The 19,617-nt window shown below is 36.3% G+C and carries 14 protein-coding genes and 2 pseudogenes; 12 read left to right on the top strand and 4 right to left on the bottom strand.

Annotation, left to right across the window (positions count from 1 at the left end; translation table 11 throughout):
* Window positions 1-132: 132 nt before the first annotated feature.
* On the bottom strand, window positions 133-762 hold the full coding sequence (locus tag DWW81_RS09630) for a Bro-N domain-containing protein (RefSeq protein ID WP_051706933.1): 630 nt from the start codon (window positions 760-762) through the stop codon (window positions 133-135).
* A gap of 894 nt (window positions 763-1,656) precedes the next feature.
* On the opposite strand from DWW81_RS09630, the gene DWW81_RS09635 reads away from it, so the two are divergent.
* The 11 genes and pseudogenes from DWW81_RS09635 to DWW81_RS09690 all read left to right on the top strand — a co-directional run bounded on the left by DWW81_RS09635 (window position 1,657) and on the right by DWW81_RS09690 (window position 15,531).
* Window positions 1,657-2,766, top strand: a complete 1,110-nt coding sequence (locus DWW81_RS09635; RefSeq protein ID WP_117897544.1) for a site-specific integrase — start codon at window positions 1,657-1,659, stop codon at window positions 2,764-2,766.
* 148 nt (window positions 2,767-2,914) lie between these two features.
* Window positions 2,915-3,667 (top strand): zinc ribbon domain-containing protein, encoded by a 753-nt coding sequence (locus DWW81_RS09640; protein ID WP_117897543.1) that lies wholly within the window; start codon window positions 2,915-2,917, stop codon window positions 3,665-3,667.
* A gap of 13 nt (window positions 3,668-3,680) precedes the next feature.
* A complete protein-coding gene (locus tag DWW81_RS09645) occupies window positions 3,681-4,322 on the top strand; it encodes a zinc-ribbon domain-containing protein (protein WP_041337446.1) in 642 nt (213 codons plus the stop codon).
* Between the two features lie 2 nt (window positions 4,323-4,324).
* Complete coding sequence (locus DWW81_RS09650; protein ID WP_041337447.1) at window positions 4,325-5,290, top strand: zinc ribbon domain-containing protein; 966 nt, start codon at window positions 4,325-4,327, stop codon at window positions 5,288-5,290.
* Window positions 5,291-5,329: 39 nt separating this feature from the next.
* Window positions 5,330-6,022, top strand: coding sequence for a VWA domain-containing protein (locus DWW81_RS09655; protein WP_041337448.1), 693 nt, complete (start codon window positions 5,330-5,332; stop codon window positions 6,020-6,022).
* 74 nt (window positions 6,023-6,096) lie between these two features.
* Window positions 6,097-7,494, top strand: coding sequence for a protein phosphatase 2C domain-containing protein (locus DWW81_RS09660; RefSeq protein ID WP_117858697.1), 1,398 nt, complete (start codon window positions 6,097-6,099; stop codon window positions 7,492-7,494).
* Window positions 7,484-9,544, top strand: coding sequence for a hypothetical protein (locus DWW81_RS09665; RefSeq protein WP_117897542.1), 2,061 nt, complete (start codon window positions 7,484-7,486; stop codon window positions 9,542-9,544). The genes DWW81_RS09660 and DWW81_RS09665 overlap by 11 nt, the downstream gene beginning before the upstream one ends.
* A gap of 343 nt (window positions 9,545-9,887) precedes the next feature.
* The gene (locus tag DWW81_RS09675) at window positions 9,888-12,620 is read left to right on the top strand and encodes a zinc ribbon domain-containing protein (RefSeq protein ID WP_117964079.1); all 2,733 of its coding nucleotides are present in this window, start codon (window positions 9,888-9,890) and stop codon (window positions 12,618-12,620) included.
* A gap of 39 nt (window positions 12,621-12,659) precedes the next feature.
* Window positions 12,660-13,832, top strand: coding sequence for an SEL1-like repeat protein (locus tag DWW81_RS09680; protein ID WP_117897541.1), 1,173 nt, complete (start codon window positions 12,660-12,662; stop codon window positions 13,830-13,832).
* A gap of 13 nt (window positions 13,833-13,845) precedes the next feature.
* Entirely contained in the window at window positions 13,846-14,307 is a 462-nt protein-coding gene (locus DWW81_RS13125; protein WP_147337891.1) for a CFI-box-CTERM domain-containing protein, read from the top strand.
* A 323-nt stretch (window positions 14,308-14,630) separates the two neighbouring features.
* Window positions 14,631-15,531: pseudogene (locus tag DWW81_RS09690) on the top strand (IS256 family transposase).
* A gap of 396 nt (window positions 15,532-15,927) precedes the next feature.
* Here DWW81_RS09690 and DWW81_RS09695 read toward each other — a convergent pair.
* The 3 genes and pseudogenes from DWW81_RS09695 to DWW81_RS09705 all read right to left on the bottom strand — a co-directional run.
* Entirely contained in the window at window positions 15,928-16,674 is a 747-nt protein-coding gene (locus tag DWW81_RS09695; RefSeq protein ID WP_117897540.1) for a hypothetical protein, read from the bottom strand.
* The gene (locus tag DWW81_RS09700) at window positions 16,668-17,618 is read right to left on the bottom strand and encodes a MarR family transcriptional regulator (RefSeq protein WP_117893587.1); all 951 of its coding nucleotides are present in this window, start codon (window positions 17,616-17,618) and stop codon (window positions 16,668-16,670) included. The genes DWW81_RS09695 and DWW81_RS09700 overlap by 7 nt, the downstream gene beginning before the upstream one ends.
* A gap of 146 nt (window positions 17,619-17,764) precedes the next feature.
* Window positions 17,765-17,893: pseudogene (locus tag DWW81_RS09705) on the bottom strand (AbrB/MazE/SpoVT family DNA-binding domain-containing protein); the annotation flags it as partial.
* 347 nt (window positions 17,894-18,240) lie between these two features.
* Between DWW81_RS09705 and DWW81_RS09710 the strand changes: the two are divergent.
* Window positions 18,241-19,263: a cellulase family glycosylhydrolase gene (locus tag DWW81_RS09710; RefSeq protein WP_117897539.1), complete on the top strand. Its 1,023-nt coding sequence runs from the start codon at window positions 18,241-18,243 to the stop codon at window positions 19,261-19,263.
* Window positions 19,264-19,617: the final 354 nt, after the last annotated feature.

Genomic DNA, 19,617 nt, shown 5'->3' on the forward strand with positions numbered 1-19,617 from the left:
GAGCAATTTTTACCGGACTTTCATTCTCTCATCAGAAATCACCGTTAACCGCCTCGGACGTCGCACACATTCGGCGTGTATGGGCTTTAACCAACATAGGTGGGGCAAGGATACCGCCGAGAATCGGCAGGCTCACACGGGCGAGATTTCGGCGTTTCTTGCCGTGCGCAGTTCGTTACTCACCGCAGAGCATTCAATCAAGCGACTGGTTTCGTTACTTACCTCATCACAGAATTCAGCGTCTATAATATCATCTTCTTTCATAGCCTTTTCATAAAATTTCGATATCAAATCTGCCGCCTTATCAGGATGGTCCAGACAGTAGTTCCAGAACTGATAACATTGTATTTCCATTAGCTTACGCTTAAGCTTTTCGGGATTGCCGTCGCACTCCGCAAGAACCTTCGGCGTAACATAAAATCCGTACTTCCTTATCGTCGGGAGCACCTCGTCGCATATCCAAGCACGAAACTGTCTGCCGATCGGTAACCTTGAATTGAAAATCAGCGAATACAGATCTCCCTCGCTGATATAATTCTTCACGATAGTTTTTAACGGACTTTGCGGATGCGGAACAGTAAGCTTTATTGGCTCGTCGCAATGGTCTATGATAGCTTTTCTCGGATTGTGATATCCGAGAACCTTTGCACACTCCGATGCGGGGAAGTACAGCTTTCCGTTAACTTCAACACACTCAAGCTGACCGAACTCTGTGTCCGCAAAAGGATTACCATCAATTATCATTAATTTTTTCAACTTCATAAAAATTCCTTTCCATAGCAGAAAAATGAAAATCGCAGATGCGCAATTTGATATTCCGCCTCCATTTCGTTACGCACCTACCAATACTTATCTCTACTATACATTCTTTCTTCTGCTATATTAATATTATTAGTATGTTATATTAAAGGTATGTCTATGTGACACGGAGGGTATCGCAATTTATGTAATTCTGACCGCGTTGCCAATTCGTTACATACCACATTGAATTTATTTAGACAACAAAAAAGCTCGCACATATTTCAAGTTCACGATTAGTGCAAAAGGATATAATTATCCCGTTGCTATCAAAATCGTGCCTTAAATATGTACGAGCATTAAGCTCTAAAAGTATTTGCCGATATGTTTATGTAAGTAAAAGGCACTTATTTATTAAATTGTAATTTTATGTTAAATGCTGTTGTTTCTATTTGATATTATAGCATTAGAACACTCGTTTGTCAAGGGCTGATAAAAAACTTTTTGGCACTCCAATATTTTTATTCTCGGAGAGCGCTTTGTTTTGAACTACAAGTATATCACACAATGCTACAAAATTCAGTAACCAACTTAAAGCATAAGCAATAAACCTTTAAAATGGACTTGACTTCTCCCTAAAACAGAGTTAACATACGACAAAATGTGCAGTATACGCCGAAATTATCTTATAATATACCACTATAAGAAAAAAAAATCAATCCACGGATTGACTAAAACTGACAAAATTTACTGTATGTTTTGTACAAATTCAACGAACGAAATCTCACAATCTGTATATTTAATTGCAAAATATCAAGGATTTTAGGCTGTTTTTAACTCTTTTTTCTTCTATTTCTGGTCAAAAATCTCGTCAAAACGGGTGTATACTTAAAGTACATATTTTAAGGAGGTTTCGCCATGTCAAGACGAGGAAAAAACATATTCAAACGCAAGGACGGTCGCTGGGAGGGCAGGTATATTTCAAGTTACATGGAAAACGGTAGAGCAAAGTATTCGTCTGTTTACGCTTACAGCTATGTGGAATGTTCGCAGAAACTACAGCTTGCTAAAGTTGATTTGTTGCCGAAAAACGATCCGATAACGGTATCAGAACTGTTCTCGGTATGGCTTGCAAGTCGCAAAAATAGCATTAAATCATCAACCTATGTCAGTTATCGCACTATGTATCAGAATTACATCGCTGCGCCGTTCGGAGATATGCGTGTTGGCAGAGTGACTTCATTTATAATCAATCGCTATGTGTCCGAACTGTTGGAATGCGGCGGAGATGACGGAAAAGGGCTTTCATCAAGGAGCGTGCAGGCAATTCTGATCATGATGAAATCTGTATTCGCATACGGAGAAACTGAATACAAGCTAGATGACCCTGCTAAAAATGTATCGCTGCCAAAATCGGAACATAAGGAAATTGAGGTTTTTACAAGCGTTGAAATGGCAAAAATCCGTCAAAATGCTTTGTGTGATGACTGTCAAATACTTGGCGTTCTGCTGTGTCTTTATACGGGTCTGAGAATAGGCGAGATATGCGCTTTGAAATGGCAGGATATTGACCTTGTAAATCAGGTAATTCATGTATGGAAAACGCTCCAGCGGATTAAAAATCCGAGCGGAATTAGTCCTAAAACTATTGTAATAATCGATGAGCCTAAGAGTGCAAAGTCTATCCGTGATATTCCTATTCCGACTTTTATGCTGTCGCAGATTGCTAAAATCAAACGAAATGTCAATCCTGACTGCTACTTCCTGACTTGCTCTTTGAATTATACCGAACCGAGGACTTATCAGTACAGGTACAAAACTTTTCTGAAACACATTGGTGTAACGTATAAGAATTTTCATGTTCTGCGGCATACCTTTGCTACGGAGTGCATTCGGCTTGGGATTGATGTAAAGACGGTCAGTGAGCTGCTGGGTCATGCAAGCGTGAAAATTACTCTTGAAAGATATGTGCATTCCAACATGGATATGAAGCGTAAACAGCTTGAAAAACTGTATGCTTATGTTTAGCTTTTCTTTTTTATTTCTGGTCAGAATTGTGGTCGGAAAGCTCCGCAAAGCCTTGATTTATCGGGGATTGCGGGGCTCTTTTTCTTATAGTGGTATATTATAAGATAGGTATAGACACTTAGATTTATTCAAGTGAAGGAGCTTTATTATGTTTTGCAAAAAATGCGGAAAGAAATTATCAGACAACACAGTTATTTGTCCCGTTTGCGGAGAACCTACGGGAATGCAGCCGACGCCTTTCCCTCAACCAAAACCTACGGGAATGATGCCGCCGCCTTACACTCCACCAAAACCTACGGGAATGATGCCGCCTTACACTCCACCACAGCCACCCATTCATCCGGATCCTGCCACTCAGGTGAGTTATTGCCGTAAATGCGGTGCTGCTTTGCCTTATTGGCAGACTCTATGCAGCAATTGCCAAGCAGGTCAACTAACCGGGCAAAACCCGAAAGTAATAACATTTATGATCTCACTCTTATTATTCTATATGAAAGGTGAGATTAGAATGGAACAGAATTTTATTAAAACCAAACTTCCGAATGCGATTTTATTCATACCATTTGGCACTAAACGAAAAAGTATTCCTATTAATCAAATTTCATCAGTCAATTCAAATTTCTCATTGAATCCAAAATCCTTTATTTGCGGACTTGTTGCTTTAATTGCTGCCATTATATGCTTAGGTGGATCTCCTGCATGGGGAATTATATTGTTATTACTGGCAGCATTGTTTATTATAGATTCTTTTACAACAATGCTTGTCATAGAAAAGACATCGGGAAACGTAGAAGAAATTCCATTTTACATTATGGAAAAAACAAAATGTGAAAACATTGAAGAGATGATAAATCAGATTATTTCTCAAAGAATGTATTCAACCATGCAAAATAATTTTTAGGAAGTGACCAGCTATGTTTTGCAAAAAATGCGGAAAGAAATTATCAGACAACACAGTTATTTGTCCCGTTTGCGGAGAACCTACGGGAAAGCAGCCACGCCCTCAACCACAGCCACGCCCTCAGCCGCAGCCTGCTCCTGCCCCTCAGGTGAGTTATTGTCCTAAATGCGGTAATGCCGTTGCACCTAATGCGGAATTCTGTCTACATTGCGGATGTGTTTTAAATAACTTCAACCCTCAAGATGGAGGATTTGCAGCAATAATGAAAACTAATAAAAAACGTAATATACTTATTGCTATTATATTAATGTTGTTTATTGTTATAATTGCTTTTATTTTATTCAGGATATTTGAGAGCAACGAGAGTAAGATTCAAGGAAAATGGTTGCTTTATTCTGATGGTACCGAATTGGTAGATAAAGAAGATCAAGTGACTTGGGAATTTACCAATGGAAGGTTACTCATTTCCGGTGCTTATTCCGAGGAAGGCTACTACTCAATCGATGGTGATACTCTTGAAATATATGATGATGATTATAGAGTAAGTAAGTTACTTGGACATTCTAAAAGGTATGTAATTGAAAAACTTTCCTCCAACAAATTGATTTTGAGGAAAATAAATACAGATAGAACGTATGTTTTTAAGAGGTTATAACTATGATTTGTAAAGAATGCGGCAATAAAATAGATGATAACTCAACTTTTTGCAAATTTTGCGGATACAAAGTATCTGCGGAATCATCTTGCCAGAAAGCGTATTTAAATACCCCAACCGAAAACAGTTCTGCAATAAAGTCTAAACAAGTGAAAAAAAATATTATAATATCACTATCCTCTATTATAACTGTATTAACTGCTATAGTTTTGATAACAGTTATTATTAAAATACATAATAAACAAGAAAATATTGTCACGGATGACGATTTATCAAAAACAGAGATTGGATCTGGTGTTACTGATAATGCTATTAAAAGCAAATCAGCCAAATCAATAACAGATTCTAATACAAACGTTGAAATAGAGTCTGAAAAAACAGACTCAAATAATAAAACCTATGAATCGATTGAATTCATTGGAATCGATAATTATGACGACTGGTCAGCTGCAAATTTTTATGATACTGACGGAAACGAAGTAGAGTATATCGATAACAAATACTTTTCTGATTTCGAAGAAACAGGTTGTTCAATAACTGTTACTTTAAAATATCTTAATACTGATTATTATGTATTTGCACCCAAAGATGCTGTAGATTGGAATGCTCTTTATAAGCTTGACGGGAATTACATAACCGGTGTACCTACGGCAGCAGATGCAGTCAGCATTAATAATGAATCATATACTTTTCCAAATGAGATCAGTAATGACATTATTGAAAATACAAGAACATTTATACAATCAGACGGTTTTTTCTGTTTATTTGACTTTAAGCCTGAGACAGTTTCTTTCAATCTTTCTGCAAAAGCCATATCTTATCTAAAAAACAACGCTACTATAAACGATGACAATACAGAATATGGTGGGATAGTATTTCAAATGTACGGATGTATTATTACTGATTTGGTAATTGATGTGCCTCTCTCAGTTAATGATGTAGGTATGATTATAAAATCAAACCAGTAAATATTCTAATTATATATAACAAATTTAGGAGGACTTATTATGCCAAAATTAAACCAAAGAGATTTCAATGACGAACCGGTAAAATACGTTACGGAAAAACACGTTGCCTGTGTTTTTCTATTGGATACGTCAAGTTCAATGAACAGCAATGAAGCAATAAAACAGCTTAACGAGGGACTCAGAGTATTCAAGCAGCAGACCCTATCAAGTCTTGATACCCATGCAAAGGCTTGTATTGATGTGGCTGTTGTTACGTTCGACAGTGATGTCAAGGTAATTCAGGATTTTGCTCCGGTAGAAGAAATGGAATTACCTGAACTAAAAGCATATGGAAATACTGCTATGGGCAAAGCCCTGGAAACTGCAATGGATATGGTCACGATGCAAAAAAATAAATACAACTACGCAGGAACACCTTATTTCAGACCTTGGATCTTTTGCGTAACTGATGGTGGTCCAAATGATGATTACCGTGAGTCAGCTGAGAGATTAAAGTGGATGGAGAATAACGGAAAGGCGATTGCATACTGTGTTGGCGTGGACGGTTTTAGAGCCGATATTATGAAACAAATATTTGATCCAAATAATATATACGGATTAAAAAATTGTGATTTCACTGGGCTGTTTAAATTTGTTTCATCCAGTCTGGATGCTTTGAGAAACAGTACTGAGGAATCCGGTTCGTTAAATATTCCTGCACCTGATACAATGTTTAAGGTTCCGCTTGATTGAGCCTGCGGAAATTTTTAAAGATATGAAATAGATCGGAAGATACACTCTGCTGATAAAGGAGTAAGTTTGTAAGAATGATTGGATATTTTAAAATTTCGGCAATAGGAACAGCACATTTAGAAAATCCTGACGGTGTATGTCAGGATTATTCTGATGTGCTAAAGCTTGACAACGGATATACAATAGCTGTAATTGCCGACGGTTTAGGCAGTGCAAGTAAATCGGATATAGGTGCAAAAGTGGCTGTGAATTCATTCTTGGCTTACATAAATTTGCATATTAAAACCAAAAAAAGCGATAAGTTTTACATTGATCTTATATCACAGGCATATCAAGAAGCATATAACAACGTAATGAATACTGCCGAAGACATGAAAATAGATTTTTCGGAATATAATACAACCCTCACTGCTGCGATTTATAATGGTAAAAACTTATATTACGGTCAATGCGGTGACGGCGGTATTATCGTTTTAACGCCGAGCGGTAATTATGATTGTGCAACAGAAGTAAAAAAGGGAGAAGCATTCAATGAAACATATCCGCTCTTGGGCGGTCCCGACAATTGGTCCTTTGGAAAATATCCCGACGAGGTCTGTGCATTAACGCTTATGACAGACGGCATATTTGATATTGTGTGTCATCCTCTGCTTGCAAATGAAGCTCAAAAAATAAATATTCCATTTATCCGCCGATTTATGGACAGAAATATTCTTAGGGCAAATAACAAAACTGATTTTGAAAATCTGCAAAAAAGCATATCTAAATTTGTTTCGGGAAACGGCTTGCCTAATGTAACAGATGATAAAACTATCGTAGGATTGATAAACACTGATATTTTAGCAGATTTAAAAGACGAGGAATATTACAAGGAACCTGATTGGGATAAGTTAAACGAAAACATGAAACGCAAACTCCGTGAAGGCCGCAGACCTACTCCTATTGATATAAAAAAGCCTACAAATATAATCAAAGTAACTCCTACTGGTGAAAGCATAGTAATTAATGATGAATCCAGAAAGTTAAAGAAAAGATTACAAAATTCGTATAGAATCAACCGCCAACTAAGGAAAATCGTTTTGATACAGCTGATAGTGATATTAGTGCTTATTATTATTTGTTCTATCTGTATTGTTTTTTTAAACAAAGGTAACGTTCAGGATACATCGAAAAAGAGTATGGAATCTTCCAGTATAAGTAAGGATAGCGCTTACAACGGCAAACATACGCAGGGAAGCGCTATTGCGGATGATGATACTTCTGATCATGCAGATGATTCTACACAAAGCGATAGTATGGCGTCAAATTCTGAAAATGATAAAGCTAAAGATAAAGCTATAAAAGATGCTTTACCAAGAATGAAACAAGCTCTCCAAGAGGTGGGAACATCGACTCATTTTACTTATATTAATTCAGAAGCTGTTGATGAGCACTATAGTAATATAACGGGGGGTTCCAGCAGTGGCTTCTAATAATGATAGAAGAATTTATTACGATTTGAATAGCGGACAAAAATATGTATTGTTTGAAGAAAGCATTACTTCCGGCGGCGAGGGCAGCATTTATAATATAGAAGGTATGCCCGATTTGGTTGCAAAGATCTATCATGAAAAGAATCGTACCGAAAACAGGAAAAATAAACTTCTGGCTATGCTTGAAACAGATTCAAATGACTTGTCTGAATGTGCATGGCCTCACGCCATTCTGTATCAGGATAACAATTTTTGCGGATATGTAATGCAAAAAGTGTCAGGGTTAAGCAGCTTGATAGATTTTTACGTTTATGATAACAGAAAAAAATATTTGTGGTCACAATATGTAAAAGTGGCAGAAAATATTGCTGCCGCCGTGAATAATGTTCACGACAGCGGACATATAATCGGAGATCTGAACCCAAATAATTTCATGTTAGATGTGAACACTGGTCGAGTTATGCTTGTAGATACGGATTCATATCATATCAAAAGTAAATCAGGAGAAATTTTTCCATGTACTGTAGTTACTCCGGAGTTTATTCCTCCTGAGCTTCAGGGTAAAACTTTTGATGAAAATAATGCACGGAATATGTTTAACGAAAGCACAGACAATTTTGCTCTTGCAGTTATTATTTTCAGGCTTTTAATGAACGGCGTTCATCCTTTTTCATGCGTTGTTACCACCAAAGAATCTATGAGTAATTTCCAACCTGTAAAGAACATACAAAATGGATATTGTCCTTATTTTACAAAAAGTAATATTAATGGGAAAATAGCAAAAACGCGCTATTCACCTAATATAGGTATTCTTCCGAGAGATATTCAAAAGCTATTTGAAAGAGCATTTATTGAAGGTCAACAAAGCAAGAGCGCCAGACCGAGAGCAGACGAATGGTTTTACGCACTTGATTCTTTAAGTCAGAGATTGTGCAAATGTACCGACAATCCAAAGCATGAATACTTTATAGGACTAAGCAGTTGTCCTTGGTGTAAGCTTGACATGGAAATAAGAAATAAATCAAAGCCAAATCCGGGAGATTTGAAAATTGACGACGGATGGGAGGAATTTCGCAGGAAGCAAAATAAAGAAAAAGCATCAAAAGATGAAATAAATAGGAAAAACGATTATACTTTTATTTTCCCTCCTACCTGTCCAATATGCGGAGCATTATTGGTTAATGGAAAATGTTTATCTTGCAACTCCACACCTAAAACAAACCCTCAATCAAAACCTCACTCCACACCTAAAACAAACCCTCAACCAAAAACTCACAACGAAGACAAGGAAGCGACAAGAGCATTGATAGCTACGATTCTCATAATATCATTTTTTTTAATACTTGCTTTGATTGGTATTTATTCAGATGAATCCTCCCCAAATTATGCTGAAAATGTTACTGATACATATAATTATTACGATGATACTATCGACAGCAGTTTGTATAAAACAAATTCGATTTTTACTCCGATGTCAACTATAGATAAAAATGAATTGTCAGAAAATAAACAAGAAATATCAATTGAAAATATAGAAACTAATGTTGATGAAATATCGGCTTACGCTGAGATAGACTTTGACGAGGAGGTAATTTGGGATGTTCCCGAAACTATCTCTTCGTATGAGTCGTCTACAATACCTGCACCTACCCTCAGTTTTAGTGTTAATATTTATGATATCGATATATCTTTTGATTCGGACGCAACGGTTTATGACCTTATCGCAGAAACGGATTGCGATAAAGCTTATGTAGATCCATTTTCTAAAAATGGTATTGACTTTTATGATAAAGAAAACGGTCATGCGACCGTAAGCCTTTTCTATGCAGCTCCATGTTCAGGAAATCTATTTATAAAAAAATCAAATGGTGAAGTTTTAAAAAAAATCCCGATAGATATAGCGTGGAAAGACTGTGAATTTGTTTCAAGTAACGAAGATATTATAACATTTGGTGATGAACAGTTTGAAATAAAGTCTACAGGCAAGTTAACGATTTCTTATATTTATGGTGATGATGTTGTAGCAGAAAAGGAAGTTGAAGTAATTTAATACATATTAAGGCGTTGATTATAGATGATTAATACAGGAGTGAGATAGTTTATGTATTATGAATGGTTATTTTTTTAATAAAAATGGTACCTTTATAGCATACTGTTATCCGCCGGAAGATTCCTTTTTATCATGTCAAATTCCGAAAGGAAGCGCAAAATTCGTTTATACGGCATTTGACAAACCCGAAGACGGAACGAGATCGCTTCTGACATTAAAAAATGATGAGCAATATATTATAAAAATTGATTATAAGACAAAAACGATAGAAGTATATACGGAAAAAAGGAAAAATACTCAACAAAGCCACAATTTCAAAGTAATTCATAGGAAGTGACATACAATGAATAAAAGATGCCCTAAATGTGGGAAGCTGCTAAATGAAGATGCGAGAAGCTGTAATATATGCGGATATAAATTTAAAATTAATATACCCTACGATCCCAACTACGATCCCATTGTTATGAGGAAATGCAGCAAATGCGGCACCGGATTTACCATTCACAGCTCTAACCCAGGAAAATTATGCCCCAATTGCATGGAAAATAGGTCTAAAATAAATTCTTCCCGGAAGAAAAATCGTGTTGGGAAAATAGCTGCTTGTGTTTTTTCTGTTGCAGTTCTGGGAATAGGAGCTTTTTTTGCATATAAATATCTATCCTCAAATAAACCTACTGTTCAACAAGTCCAAACCGCTTATGAAAGCTATGAAAAGGTAAACTCTACTTTGAGAGATATAATATCCGATCCTGATTATAAGAATGGATCAGAGAACGACAAAAAAGAAAAAATCGAAAATGCATTAAACTGTATGGTCGAGGAATCAATGATCAGCGACATTGACTACAGTGAAGATACTATGATTTATGAATATGTCTATAACGATGGCTCTTTGGGCGGAGTAATGCTGGAACCTTTTGACGAGAGTGTTAATGGAATAGCAAAAAACTATGCCGATATAGATCAAAACGGTCAAATCAAAGCAATCGATAATAAAGTAGCCTTTGATTCGGAAAAATATTCATACAGCAAAACTGATATGAAAGCAAAAGTAATGTATGGTCTTGGATACGATGATATGCTTGAATTGTTAAATCAGCGTTCAGATGTGTGGACAAGCGAAAAGCTTTTAACAGATATCGACACAGATTGTACTGTTGCAGATTTTGCAGAGGAATTGGCTGGATATGATTTTATTGATATTGAAGAGCATGGTACACTTTATAATGATACTCCTATTATATGTACAAAGGAAGTTGTGACTGAACAAAATATCGGAGAATATTTTGATGATATAATTAACGGTAATATTATTCAAGTGACATATGATGACGATAGCTCCGGAAATACTTATTACTGTATTATGCCGTCCTATTTTACATCTCACTATAAAAATAACGAGCTTGAAGGATCAATAGTATTTTTAGGTTCCTGTAAAGCATACATAAACGATAAGCTTGTGAATGCATTCAAAGACGCAGGAGCATTAAGTGTAATTGCAAATACAGAAACAGTATATACATATTACAATTACTATATTCAGGACGCATTTGTTTATAGCTTAATGTGCGGAGACAGCATAGACGAAGCCCTTGATTTTGCAACAGATATCTGGGGCGAAAGTGATATAGAATGGGCTGATATGTATCTAACCGATAATGAGATCAAGCCAGAAGTTGCTACTCCCAAAATTGCAATAGGAGGTCAAAATAAGCTTGTTGAAGTAAATGAAAACACATCTCAACAAACGCCGGAATTCGTTGAAGAAATATTAAGCTGGTCGGAAGAACATGAACCTATGGACAGCGGTACCGGTTGGCTTGATTCATATGAAATGTATAAAGGTTATATTGGTCATAATTATGCTGAAAAGGATGAAATGTGGTTCCAGGATCTAACCGGAGATGGGGAACCTGAACTTATTATTGGCGGATATGGACTTATGATCGGACAGGAGGAGCAAAAATGCTTCACTGTTTATGAAAAAGATAATGGAATTATTGCAACGGGAGAAGATCTCTATACCGTATGGAGTAGTAACAGAAGTGATTATGGACATGATGCGTTTACCTTTACTCCATATAAAGATTCAAACGGAAAAATAATATTGGCAGACGGACAATTTTATGCATACACAGGTACAGATCTTCCTGAAGATGCAGGCGCATATACCTTAAATGAAGTTGTTTTAGGAGAGAACGATAAAAAAGTAAGGTGTACCGAGAAGATATACTTTAATTATGACGGTGAAAATAAAAAGTATTCTTCATTTAAAGTAGGAAATGATGAAACTACATCAAGTGAAGTCATTAATGCATATAACAATTATTTTGCAGATAAAACTCCTTTAAAAGCGTCAGTTAAAACTATAAAAAAGCTGGATTATCTAAAAATGACTCAGGAAGAACGTAAAAAGGCATTGACTGAATCTTATTATGCTTTTAAATATACCGAAGATAAAAGCATTAGGCCTCCGCTTAAAGATATGATCGATAGTATTCCTAAAGACAGTTCTGATAAAAAGGACACCGATAACATAGAAAAAAATAAAAATCCCGACGATGGTAAGAACACTGATGTTAAAGATATATACAGTGCATATCTTGACAAATTATCGGAATTAAATCAACAATCTTCCGTAGAACCCGCTTACGCTTTATTTGACATAAATAGAGATGGTACAGATGAATTGATTTACATATATGATATAGCAGCAGCAGCCTCAAGGTTTCATGTATATGAATATGACCCTGATGATGGATCGGTAGTATCTACAGGTGATAGTGATACTGGCTGGGATGATCTGTATTATTCAAAAACGCTCAATTGCCTTGTAAATTATTATTCTCATGGTTGTGATGTTAATGCAAATACACCCAGTGGAATAATAACCTTTCTTACAAAGTATTCCTTGTCTAATGGTAAATTAACGTCAGAGGAAATTTATAAAGGAGATGCACTTGAATTTTCTGAGAATGAATATTCATATTACAATTTTTACGAAATAACTATTGAGCAATGTAATGGCTGTACTATTGATGATTTAAAATCAAATGCCGAAAGAAATAAATTTTGATTGATACGGGTTGAAAAATATAAAGGAGGTCGGTAATATATGGACTTAAGGAATTGCACAAAACAAGAATTGTCTCAAATGCCTTATGAATATGTTCGTGAAGCATATTATCAGCACAACCCGAACGCTGTATGGATATTAGGAGTATTTTTTCGTCACGGAAAAAATGGTGCACCTCAAAACTATGAGAAAGCAAGACAGCTCCTTGAAATAGCTTACGAATATGAAGGTGCAGGATCGGGATTTATTTTGGGGAATATATATGAAGAAGGACTTGGAACAACTGTTGATCTAAAAAAAGCAGAAGATTATTATTGTGCATTTTCTGAAGAAACGCATGATCCAACCGGATACTCAGCCGCAGCTTTTTTATATCTGAAAAATGAAAACTTGCCGAATAGAGATGAAAAAATTCCGGAGTATCTAAAGAAAAGTGAGGCATTAGGCGGATGTCCATTATCAGATACGCTTATTGGTCAGTTATATATTGCAGGTACACCAGACTTTCCGAAGGATATTAATAAAGCTGTATTTTATCTTGAACGTTCAAAAAATTATAAAATACTTGGTGATTTATTTTCAGATGAAAAAAATATTGAGCCAAATTATAAATTAGCAAGCTATTATTATGAGCTCGGAATGTCGGATAATATGGATTGTTGTGCAAAATATGCATTTTTAAATTTATATTATGGTTCTATAAATGAATCGTGGACAAATGTCCCAAAAGGTATATCAGTAGCAAAAAAATATTTAAAAACCAATAATAATTATGAAAGTTCATTTTTTATTTTAAAAGCAATGTTTCTTTTTTTTGATAAAGCGAAAAATATTGAAGGTCTTGAATTGTGTACTGATTATTTATATATTATTGGTGAATGTAATAGTGATTCTGAAGATAAAAATCAATTATATTATTCAATTATTGATTCATTAAGTGATCTATATATAAATGAAAACCATACGGATAAATTAGATGGTCTTTTATTAAAGCTTTCTAAAATGACTGACGCTTATCCTCAGATTGCTGAAATCACATTTTATTTAGAAGGCTTATTATGTTATAAACACGGTATCTTTTGTTTAAATATAAATGAGATTTCAATGGCTTATGATTCTTTTGATTCAGCATATAAACTTGGGTTTGAAGATGCAAAAAAATTTTTGATCAGATTCAAAAGGGATATTTTCGGAAAATTAAAATTCAGATAGGGAAATGATAATTATGGATTATGTAGAAATGAATAAATGCGGTTCCTGTAAGTATTATACTTATGAGGGGGAATATAAGAAAGGCTATTGCAGTTGGTATAAATCTTATTACTATGCAGATGACTCGTGTAGCCATTGGGAAGAGGGAAACATATCAAGCACCGGAGGATGTTTTTTAACAACAGCTTGCTGCGAACATAAAGGCTTACCTGATGATTGCTACGAGCTAACAACATTAAGATCTTTAAGAGATCATTATATGAAACAGTCTGTTTTCGGAAATGGGTTAATAAAAATTTACTATGAAACAGCACCTGCAATTATAGAAAAGATCAACAAATTAGATAGAAAAGATGAGATTTACAATGAAATCTATAGTAAAATCGTTTATATCGTAGATCTTATTGAAACTAAAAAATACGACGATGCTGTATGTGAGTATGTACGTATGATGTTTTGGGCAGAAAAATTATGACTCGTAAAATTAATAAATAGTATACTAAAAGACATTTTCAATATAGTGACGTATCCATTAGGTCCTATTTCGGTTCTGAAAAAACAACTGTGTAAATGCGTATAACACCCAAAATAAAATCAATACTATATTTGCAGCCAAATAGGGCAACGCTGAGGAGCGACCCTATGCAAGCTGCGAGATAAAACGGTGGAAAGCAGCGGCAGCAATGTCGCTGCTTTTCGACCCTCTGAAAAAAAAGTCTGTAAAAAGTCAGTCAACTGTGGTAAAATAGAAATAACACAGGAGGCTGATTTTTTATGGGAAGAAGAAAAAGAGAACCAATGAGTGAAGGAAAAAAGAACATCATCGGAATGCTGCTCAAGGAGTATGATATCCGGTCAGCAAGGGATATAGAAGATGCTCTGAAGGATCTTCTTGGCGGCACTATACAGGAAATGCTTGAGGCAGAGCTGGATGAACACTTAGGGTACAGTTCATATGAACGCTCGGACAACTCCAATTACCGTAATGGAAAGAAAACAAAGAAGATACGTGGAAATTTAGGCGAAACCGAGATCGAAGTACCACAGGATCGAGACGGAACATTCGAGCCTAAGGTCGTAAAAAAGCGTCAAAAGGATATTTCAGGTATCGAACAGAAGATAATATCGCTGTACGCAAAGGGCATGACAACACGCCAGATAAGCGATACCATCGAAGATATTTACGGATTTGGGGTCAGCGATGGTATGGTATCCGATATCACAGACCGTCTCCTTCCGCAGATAGAGGACTGGCAGAAACGTCCGCTTGATGAGGTTTATCCCATTGTATTTATTGATGCTGTACATCTATCTGTACGAGAAAACGGACAGATAAAAAGCTTGCAGCGTATGTTGTTCTTGCTGTCAGTCTTACAGGACATAAGCAGGTATTGTCCATACATATCGGTGAAAACGAGAGTGCAAAGTACTGGCTTGGCGTTCTGAACGAGCTAAAAAATCGTGGCGTAAAGGACGTCCTCGTGATATGTGCCGATGGTCTTTCGGGTATGAAAGGAGCCGTAACAGCGGATACCGCCGTCTGAACAAACAGAGAAGCGTATTTCCGAGCGATACGGCGCTGTTGAAGGCTCTGTATCTTGCAACTCATAAAATAGCGAAAAAATGGACTATGCCACTGAGAAACTGGTGCAGAGTTCTTGGTGAGCTTGAAATCATGTATCCCGACAGGCTTGGCTGAGCGAGCCGCTGAAAATCAGCCTGATTCCATTGCGCTGTGCTCCACTCCATCAGGCTGATTTTCAAAAAGAACCTTGACAAATTACAGTACCCATTGTATACTGTAAAAAATTAGAGTGGCAAATTTTATGCCACTCCCAACTAATGTTTTTATCACAGTTGATTAATTTACAGAGATTTTTTCGCAGAGCCAGCTTCGCTCACAAACGGTAAAAAATGCGTGTCTGCACTATCCGTCCGGTTTCCGTTTTACTTTATGCACAACCTATCCGTCAATCTCAAAAACGCAAGCAGAAAATATAATAAAAACGCACCAATTTCAAAACGGAGTTGAATTTTTTTGCTGTAGCATAAAAACACAACCGCTGTACTTCATAATAATTAAGAACACTGCTTATCATCCAAAGATCCTATGTAATACCTCTACTACATCATCATTTTTAAGTCCATAGCTTTTCAAGGAATTGCTGTCAAATGGGTCTTGCCCCAACAAGTCAATAAAAGTATCAATATCTAATTTAACTTTTGCGGGTAATTCAGATACGCTTTCAAGCATTAGCTCAGCTGTTATTCGTAAAATGTCCTTTTTGTGCTTCTTTATATCGCTCGAATCAACAGCTTCGCCTTTCTCTTTCATTTGTTTCAAGTCAAGATATGCCTTTGCCTTGAACAGAATAAGATATTCAGGGCGAAGAACAGACAGGCCGTTTCTTACAACTTTTCCTTCCAGCAAAGCTTTATAATACTCATCATCAAGCAGAATTGCTGACAGACTTGAAACAGAATCATCTATGTGTATTGGTGTGATCCCTGTCATTTTACGAAGTTCAAAATTATTCCTACAAAACAGTTCTATCATTTTAGGATAGGTATCATCTTCAGGTTTATCAAATCTGTAAAACTGCGGCTTTTGTACACTTGTTGTCTTATTTCGGTATCTCCCGTTCTGAATAAATTTCCAGAATCTTTCTCCAAACTCAGGCGTAAGAGCCTCGACTATCAAAACCATATCCAGATCCCTTGTTGCTCTGAAAGTTGCGTCATTGCTTTCAAATATAATATCACAGGGTGCACCGCCTATAAGCACATATTGTTCTTCGTAGTCGGCAAAATAGTTTCTGAAAGTATCTAATCCTTTTACCACACATATTCCTCCAACATCTCGTTTATAGATTTCATTACTCTTTCGTCCTGCAATTCTTCATCGGTCAATGACAGGGATGCGCTTAGTGGGTCTTGTATCGGCTTATGGTTATAGTCAATGAAATAGCCCACTTCAAGAACTGCACAGCCAATAGCTTCTCCTTTTCGAACTTGCTTCAGCTTTTTTACCCCTGTGTCAGATAACTCTTTTTTTGTCACCGCATAGGTAGTGTAAGCATTATCAGAGAGCAATGAATACTCGCACAGAGCAGTGATTCCTGCCTTTTTGTCTAAATATATATCATTCGGAAACTCGTATCTTCTAATAACAGGGCTTCTAAGAATGTGCTGAAGCTGTTCCCACAGCTGCTTTATATCAGACGGAACGGTAACAGCTCTTGCTTTGCCCTTTGTATCAAGGATATTGACATTCAGATATTCTATTTCATCAAAGCACCTGCTCGCAGACGTTTTGGATACGCCCAGCTTTGTGGCAGCTTCTGATACTGTTACCTTGTTCCACCTTTCATAGATTGCCATAAGTATTAGCTTTTGCGTCAAGTACGAAATAATATCAACAGGTGCAATATCACGTTCACCTGAATTAGACAGCAGGCAGCCTATAAACGGCAAATAAACCTGCTTGCCTTTCAGTACAAATGGGATGCCGTCCTCGACAAGTTTTTCCTTGATATAAGGGGTGGTCGATTTAAGAAATATTGCACAGTTAAGTCCTGAAATATTCTGAACTTTAGCTCTGTCCTTTCGGAGCGCAATAAGACCAACATCGCCTTTTGGTTGAATTGCAAGCCAGTCTATTCCGTTGATTTCAACATCAAATAGATCGTATCTCCCTTTGAAAGCAAGCGGCAATCGGTCGTATAGGTCATTATTCTCTTTTATTTTAACGTTTTGTCTTAACGTTTTTTTTAGGTATTCTCTCATATGCTCACCTTTTAAATCTATAACGTAATTTAAGTTACAGATTTAAAATAACACATTCTTATCAAAATGTCAAGCTGTTTATAGTTTTTGCTTTTAATTTATTTTATGTACAGCCTGTCCGCAATTCTCAGCAGACACATACAGCATTCCAGTTCGTAGTTCAACGTTGTCTGTAACGGGTCGCCCTCACGGATACGCATGGTGCGCCTTATTTCTTTAGGTATGACAACTCTGCCGAGATCGTCGATCCTGCGGACAATTCCTGTTGCTTTCATATTTATGACCTCCGTTGTTTTTTCAAAATTGCAGTAATATTATTTGCAGAGGTGGGGGATTTATGCAGGAAAAAAGCAAATAACGTGACTTGCGGTCGTTGACAAAGGTTTTTTTGTTGGGAGATATAGCCTACACCATGTAATAGATCGCACGAAAAGACCCAAAACTTGAAGCTCGGGACATGTAACTATTGAAGAGAAGACATATAGATATCAAAATACATTTAAAATGTCATAATAACATTACAATTTTTACACGAATATTAAAATTATGATATAACTTCTGGCCATATAGTGCTACGATATAGTTGCAAATAAAACTAGAATCAGAAAGGACGGTTAAAAATATGAGAAGATTTAATGGCTATATGCACGGCATCGATATCGGAGGCTGGCTGTCACAATGCGATTACAGTAAGGAACATCTTGATAATTTTATTACTGAGGAGGACATCAAGCGTATAAAGGGCTGGGGCTGCGACCACGTTAGAGTGCCTGTGGATTATAATATCTTTCAGGACGAAAACGGCTTTATAGAGAGCGGCTTTGACTATGTTCAGAAGTGTATCGATTGGTGCGGAAATAACGGTATCAATATGATACTTGACCTCCATAAGACAATGGGCTTTTTCTTTGATAAGGCTCAGGCTGAAAGCGGGTTCTTTGATAACGCTGAGCTTCAGCAGAAATTCTATGACCTTTGGGAAGAGTTTGCAAAGCGTTTCAGCAAATATTCTGACAGGGTCTCTTTTGAACTTCTCAATGAGGTAACTGATCCGAAATTCAGTGCAAAATGGAACGCTATCGTTGAAAATGCCATAAAGCTTATCAGAAAATATAGTGCTGATATAAATATCATTGTGGGCAGCTACTGGAACAACTCTATTGATTCAATGAAAGACCTTGATAAGCCTTATGACGAGCATATTGTTTATACTTTCCATTGCTATGACCCATTTCTTTTCACTCATCAGGCTGCCTATTGGGTAGATGAGATGCCGAGAGATTTCAGGATCGATTATCCGGGAAGCGTCCCAAAATACAGAAGTGAGGTAAAGCGTCTTGGTCTTGAATATATGCAGACATACGAGGAAGTCAAGACAGAGAAATTTACGCCTGATTATTTTATGGGAAGATTTGCTGAGGCTGTAAGGGTCGCAGAGGAAAGAAATGTTCCTATGTATTGCGGCGAATACGGTGTTATAAATCTTGCATCTGCTGAAAATACTCTTAACTGGTACAAGGATATAAGCAGTGCCTTTGAGAAATGTTCTATCGGAAGAGCGGCTTGGTCATACAAGGGCGTTGACTATGGTTTTATTGACGGACATCTTGACAGCGTTCTTGATGAACTTGTAAAGTATCTTTAATAGATCATTTCTTAATATAACTCCATTTTTGGACAAGCTCGGTCACGTTTGCCGAGCTTGTTTTTTTATTCTTAGTTTCATAAATTGATGTTTGCTCATAAAATTCTATTTACGATAATTATTTGATATAAATAATTAAATATTGATATAATAGTTTTAAAACAAAGCGTATAATATAAACATAATAATTCATAGTCACTTTCTTATAATAACTTCCGAATAAACAGACCTGCTTGAATATCAAGTGGGTCTGTTTTCATATATTTATAATCTTTCATAAATTCGATATTAAACACTTTTATGATATTTATGTTACGTTTTTGATATAAACAAAACGTTTACATAGTTATAATA

The organism is Ruminococcus sp. AF17-1AC (genome assembly GCF_003461385.1).
Classification (GTDB): domain Bacteria; phylum Bacillota; class Clostridia; order Oscillospirales; family Ruminococcaceae; genus Hominimerdicola; species Hominimerdicola aceti.